Source organism: Cecembia sp., assembly GCF_007126775.1.
In the GTDB taxonomy this organism is placed as follows: Bacteria; Bacteroidota; Bacteroidia; order Cytophagales; family Cyclobacteriaceae; genus Cecembia.
Genome location: NZ_SLAP01000048.1, coordinates 1 through 6,132, shown reverse-complemented (window position 1 = coordinate 6,132; position 6,132 = coordinate 1). Strand labels below are relative to the sequence as shown.

Annotated in this window: 4 protein-coding genes; 3 read left to right on the top strand and 1 reads right to left on the bottom strand. The window is 44.7% G+C overall.

All coding sequences use genetic code 11. From position 1 onward, the window contains the following. Positions 1-35 precede the first annotated feature (35 nt). Entirely contained in the window at positions 36-635 is a 600-nt protein-coding gene (locus QZT73_RS03245; protein WP_291786602.1) for a hypothetical protein, read from the bottom strand. Between the two features lie 177 nt (positions 636-812). Here QZT73_RS03245 and QZT73_RS03240 point away from each other — a divergent pair, with 177 nt between their 5' ends. The 3 genes from QZT73_RS03240 to QZT73_RS03230 all read left to right on the top strand — a co-directional run bounded on the left by QZT73_RS03240 (position 813) and on the right by QZT73_RS03230 (position 5,926). Further along, complete coding sequence (locus QZT73_RS03240; RefSeq protein ID WP_291786599.1) at positions 813-1,709, top strand: class I SAM-dependent methyltransferase; 897 nt, start codon at positions 813-815, stop codon at positions 1,707-1,709. A gap of 220 nt (positions 1,710-1,929) precedes the next feature. Beyond that, a complete protein-coding gene (locus QZT73_RS03235) occupies positions 1,930-3,111 on the top strand; it encodes an aspartate aminotransferase family protein (protein WP_291786598.1) in 1,182 nt (393 codons plus the stop codon). A 424-nt stretch (positions 3,112-3,535) separates the two neighbouring features. Next, positions 3,536-5,926 (top strand): penicillin acylase family protein, encoded by a 2,391-nt coding sequence (locus QZT73_RS03230; RefSeq protein WP_291786596.1) that lies wholly within the window; start codon positions 3,536-3,538, stop codon positions 5,924-5,926. The last annotated feature ends 206 nt before the right edge of the window (positions 5,927-6,132 follow it).

The window sequence follows — 6,132 nt, the reverse complement described above, 5'->3', positions numbered from 1 at the left end:
GAGGCCAGCATGGAAATGGTCAAACCTTGGATGGGCTAATCCATCAAAAATTCCAAAATACGTTTCATATCTTGGCTTTGCTCGGGCTTAAGCTTCTCTGATTTAATCAATGCGCGCAGGTCTCCGTATTTTCCTCCTGCAAGTTCTTTGAGACCCGAATTATTGGTTTTGACCTCAGTGGTTTTCAACCCGTTGAGTTTATAAAATTTGACATCAGGCTTGTAGGTGTCATATTGTGGTCCTGTATAACCATCTTTTAGGTTCGAGGGTTTAACCAAGTACTTTGTATGCAGTGCAACAAATTTCTCCCTGTCTTTTTCATAAAGAATCTCCACAATCCGCTGCTTCCCGTCCACATATTCCAAGCGGAAGAGCTTTGAATTTTCTTCCAATGTCTGCAACCACTCCCAATTTTTCAGCAATAAGGGATCACTATCCTCTCCTCCAGTCTGAATATAGATTTCTTCTTTTTCGGGAAATATATTAAAAGGAATATCCTCGTAGACCTTTCCTCCTGCTAAAGAGATATTGGCCCTTATGGGTTCTTCGTATAGAAAAGGTGTTCCCTTCACACCATCGCTTTTGACATTGAAGCGAAAAGCCCTGTTATAATCTACATCATTGTTACGGTTCATAGTCGTTACCGATTGTCCCCATGAGGGAAAAGTCAAAAGGCAAACTAAAATTATTGACAAAAATCCACCAGCGCTCATCCCTTTCATAACCTTTTAATTTTGTTTGCTTAAAATTAAGAAATCAAATCGCAAATGTAAAATCTTAAACCAGTCCAATTATTCCATTAATTTTGTGGGATGAAAGAAACCATCCTATCTCTTTGTCCCAAGCACTGGGAAGATTATGAACTGATTGACACCGGGTCTTTTGAAAAATTGGAAAGATTTGGCGAATTTATACTCAGTAGGCCCGAGCCACAGGCCATTTGGGATAAAAGTTTAAGTGATGAGGAATGGAAAAAATTGGCCCATGCACATTTTGCCAAGGAAAAAAACAATCCTGAAAAGGGCCAATGGAAGGAATTGAAAAAAATCCCCCACAATTGGCAGGTAAATTATCAGAATCCCTTTGGACTAAAATTGCGATTGAACCTGGCTATGACTTCTTTCAAACACATTGGCCTGTTTCCCGAACAGGCTGTAAACTGGGATTATATCTCAGATACTCTCGGGCAATTTCCGGTCAAGAACCCAAAGGTGCTGAATCTTTTTGCCTATACCGGAGCGGCTTCTGTAGCCGCCAGAGCCCATGGCGCAGAGGTGACGCATCTTGATTCGGTCAAACAGGTGGTTACCTGGTCCAAGCACAATATGGAATCCTCTGGATTAGATGGTATCCGTTGGATTGTGGACGATGCTATGAAATTTATCCGTAGAGAAGTTCGAAGAGGAAATACATACCATGGCATTATATTGGATCCTCCTGCCTATGGAAGAGGTCCGGATGGGGAAAAATGGATTTTGGAAGAACAGATCAATGAAATGCTCAAGCTTTGTGCACAGTTATTGGATCCAACACATCACTTCTTAATCCTGAATATGTATTCCATGAGCTTTAGCTCGATTATAGCCGCCAATCTGATCAATTCAAATTTCAAGGAAGTAAACAACGCCGAACATGGGGAGTTGTATTTGATAGACCGGCACAAGAAAAAACTGCCCTTAGGTATTTTCTTTCGCTTCAGGAAAATGTAGATACGTCAAAAGGTCAAGAATGCTTTAGGTTCAGCGTTAACGGTTAACACTTAAGAGTTCACTTTCATTGAACTACTTGTCCGCCGTGACGGATTGAACAGACCTCCACTTGGTACATTGTACTTGGTACTTGGTACAAAGTCTTGATTCTTGTCTCTTGTCTCTTGTCTCTTGTCTCTAACTTCTAACCTCTCGCCTCTCGCTTCTAACAGTCTACAAAATGAATAACCGCCAACTTTTCCTTTCCCATCTAGCACAGACCACAGACTTTCCACTCATGATAGAGATTGAGAGGGCGGAAGGGGTTTTTATGTATAGTCCAGATGGAAAAAGATACATTGACTTGATATCCGGTATTGGGGTCAGCAATGTGGGACACCGCCACCCAAAAGTTTTGGCCGCCATACAGGAACAGCTGGACAAATACCTGCACCTGATGGTATATGGGGAATATGTACAAAGTCCTCAAACCAAATTGGCAAAGGCACTTATTGAAACTTTGCCGGCAACGCTTGACAATGTTTATTTGGTCAATTCAGGTTCAGAGGCTGTAGAAGGGGCGCTGAAATTGGCTAAGCGCTACAGCAACCGCAGGGAAATCATTTCCTGTGTCAATGCTTACCATGGTTCATCACAGGGGGCGCTTTCTGTCGGAGGCAATGAGATTTTCAAAAGAGCCTATCGCCCCTTATTGCCAGGAATGAGGAATATCGTCTATGGTGCTTACCATCATTTGGAGCAAATCACGGACAACACTGCTGCAGTGATTATAGAAACCATACAGGGAGAAGCTGGAATAATGGTGGCCTGTAGGGAATATTTTCAGGCCTTAAGAAAGCGTTGTGATGAAACCGGAACGTTATTGATCCTGGACGAAATACAGGCCGGATTTGGCAGGACTGGTAAATTCTGGGCTTTTGAGCATTTCGATATTGTGCCGGACATTTTGGTCTGTGCCAAAGGAATGGGAGGAGGAATGCCTATTGGAGCTTTTATTGCCAATAAGGAGCTGATGGCTGTTTTCAAAAACAATCCCCTTTTGGGTCATATCACTACTTTTGGCGGACATCCGGTATCAGCTGCAGCTTCTTTGGCTACCATTCAGGTGATTCAGGAAGAAAAACTATTGGAAAAAGTGGAAGGCAAAGCTGCCTTATTCAAAAAACTGCTCGTCCATCCCATGATCAAAGGCATTCGTAACAAGGGGCTGATGATGGCAGTGGAATTTGAATCTTTTGAAGTTTTGAAGCCCATAATTGACCGGGCCATTGAAAAAGGTGTGATCACCGATTGGTTTCTGTTCTGCGATGATGCAATGCGTATTGCCCCTCCTTTGATCATTGCCGAGGAAGAAATCGAAATGGCTTGTGGGTTGATTTTGGAAGCGATTGAGGAGGTTTAGAGATTCGTTAATTGGTTGATTAGTGGTTGGTGAGAAGTGATGAGTGTTAAGTGTTACACGTTCAGGGTTTTACGAATCATGTAAGGTAATTGAGCTTTGAACTTTGAACCATTAAGTTAAGGTATTTAAGGATTCATTAAGGTAATTGCTTTAATTGATGGGAAAACAACCCCAATAGGGTTTTAATCCCTAAAAGGGTGTTTGCCCCGGGTACAACCCGGTGATGGGAGACAATTTTGGTATTTGGGAATTCCGACTCCAAAGGAGTCGAACTCTACGAATCAAGTAAGTTAAGTCTATTGTCTTGCTTCTTGTGTCTTGTGTCTAACCCTCTCCCTTCTCGTTTCTCCTCGCCCGCTACTTGCTACTCTCCCCGCAATCCCGTATTTTTCTACCTGCATATTAAAAACCCGAAAACCAACCCATGAAAAAAGTACTTCTTATTTTGATCCTGTTATTTTTCGTCGTTATAGCAGGCTACCAAATCATCAAATACAACCATGCCCCCTCCTACAGTGGAACTGTAGAAATTCCCGGCCTTGGGGCTGAAGCAGAAGTCTATTTCGATAATTTCGGAGTACCGCATATATACGCCTCTAATGAATCAGATGCCTACATGGCACTAGGCTATATCCACGCCCAAGACCGCCTCTTCCAAATGGAAATGATGCGCCGGGTTGGTTCCGGTACCTTGGCAGAAATGCTGGGAGAAGATTTATTGGACGTGGACAAATTTTTCCGTACCCTTGGCATTCCCAAACATGCCGCATGGAGCACCGAGGAATGGTTGGCAGAAGGCCCCACTCCCTGGAAAGCAGCTACCGAAGCCTATATCCATGGCGTCAACCATTTTATCCAAAGCGGGAAACTCCCACTTGAATACACCCTATTGGGGCACAAACCAAGAGAGTTTACCATAGAAGATGTTCACGGTATCGTGGGCTACATGTCCTTTACCTTTGCCATGGCCATGAAAACAGATCCGCTGATCACCAAAATGGCCAGAACGCTCAGTCCTGAGCATATGGAAATACTTTCTGTTCACACCCTTCCTGAGCACCATCGCATCCCCAATCATTACTTGGAAAGGGATTCCGAAACCCAAGAACTGATCCTGGAGAACAGCCTACAGGCTTTATTGGAAAAATTGCCTGTTCCCCTCTTGGAAGGCAGTAATTCTTGGGTGATCGCTCCCTCCAGAACCGCATCCGGAGAAGTGCTTTTCCTCAATGATACACACATAGGTTTTGCTCAGCCTTCTGTATGGTATGAAGCCCATATAGAATTCCCTGGGTTCAGTTATTATGGAAACCACCTTGCCGGCATGCCATTCGGCTTGGTAGGCCATACCCGCCACCACAGCATTGGCCTGACCATGTTTGAAAATGACGATCAGGACTTTTTTGAAGAACAACTCAACCCTAATAATGCCGATGAAACGGTGTATGGGGATGCATTCCGGCCTTTGGCCAAAAGGGTAGAATCTATACCCGTCAAAGGCCAAGACCCTGTGGAATTTGAAATTGTGGAATCCATCCACGGGCCCATCATGAATGAAGTAATTCCGGAAATTGGAAAGCTTACTTCCAATCCTGTGGCCTCATGGTGGGTATATGTGCTTGAACCTTCCAAGGCTTTGGAGGCCACTTGGAAAATGGCGCGGGCAGAGAGTATTCAGGAAGTGGAAGATGCGGTACGCCTGATCCATGCGCCTGGATTGAATGTCATGTACGGAGATAAAGCCGGCAATATCGCATGGTGGGCCACTGCCAAACTCCCCATCAGGCCAGATCATGTGAACAGTAAAATTTTCCTGGATGGAAGCAATCCTGCTGATGAACCTACCGGTTGGATGCCTTTCGAAGAAAACCCCATGAGCATCAATCCGCCTTCGGGCTTTGTCGCCTCTGCCAACAACCAGCCTGATACCTTAAGCAATGGCACCTTCTTCCCCGGTTACTACTACCCGGGTGACCGATGGGATAGGATTGCCAAAACAGTCACTGCAAGAAATGACTGGACCCAGGAAAGTATCAAGGACCTGCAGCTCGAAGCGATCAATGAAAATCACCCCATCAATGCCCGCAGCATGATGGCCGTGGTAGACCCTGGGATTTTCAGGAATTTCGAAGCCGTAAGAGCGGCATTGGAAAACTGGAACGGGAGTCACGATCTGGATGCCATTGCTCCTACCCTATATTACAAATGGCTTTATCATACCCTGCATGGTATGATGGCCGATGAGTTGGGTGAAGAGGATTTCCAGAATTTTATCAAAACCTTCCTCTATATCCGCAGTGTTCCCCAACTGATCCGGACCGCCGATTCTCCTTGGTGGAACAATGTGAATACACCCGAAAAGGAAACAAAAAAGGAGATTGTAGAAGAGGCTTTGAAAAAATCACTCGAGGAATTGCAGGAACAATGGGGCCGGGATAGCCAAAAATGGGAATGGCAAAAGACTGTCATTCTGGAGCATCCGCACCCCTTGGGGGCCAAAAAACCCTTGGACAGGCTTTTCAATGTCAAAGCCCCAGCCGTTACTGCCAATGAGGAATCTGTCAATAAATTGCCATTTACCCTTAACCCTGACGGGATTCATAGGGTAAATTCAGGTCCTGCCATGCGGATTATCATCGATTTTGCCAATGTGGAAGCTGCCGAATCCGTGCTGCCAACCGGGCAGAGCGGTAACCTCTTTAGCCCTTGGTATGCCGATCAGGCAGAAATGTACGCTAAAGGCCAATACCGCCCCATGCTGATGAACGAATCCATGATCAAGAATGCAGCGAAGGGGAAGGTTTTATTCAATTGAAGTAGAAGTATAGATAGGTTTGAAGTTTCAATTGTTCTTTGGGGTTAAGGAAAAGTGATGAGTGATAAGTGGAGAGTGATGAGTGATGAGTGATAAGTGATTGGTTAATTTGGTTGTCGGGTTGTCTGAGTGAGGATAACATCTTGTTTTCCGCGTCACCCTGAGTGAAGCGAAGGGTCTCCTATTTTATGGGAGATACTTCAACT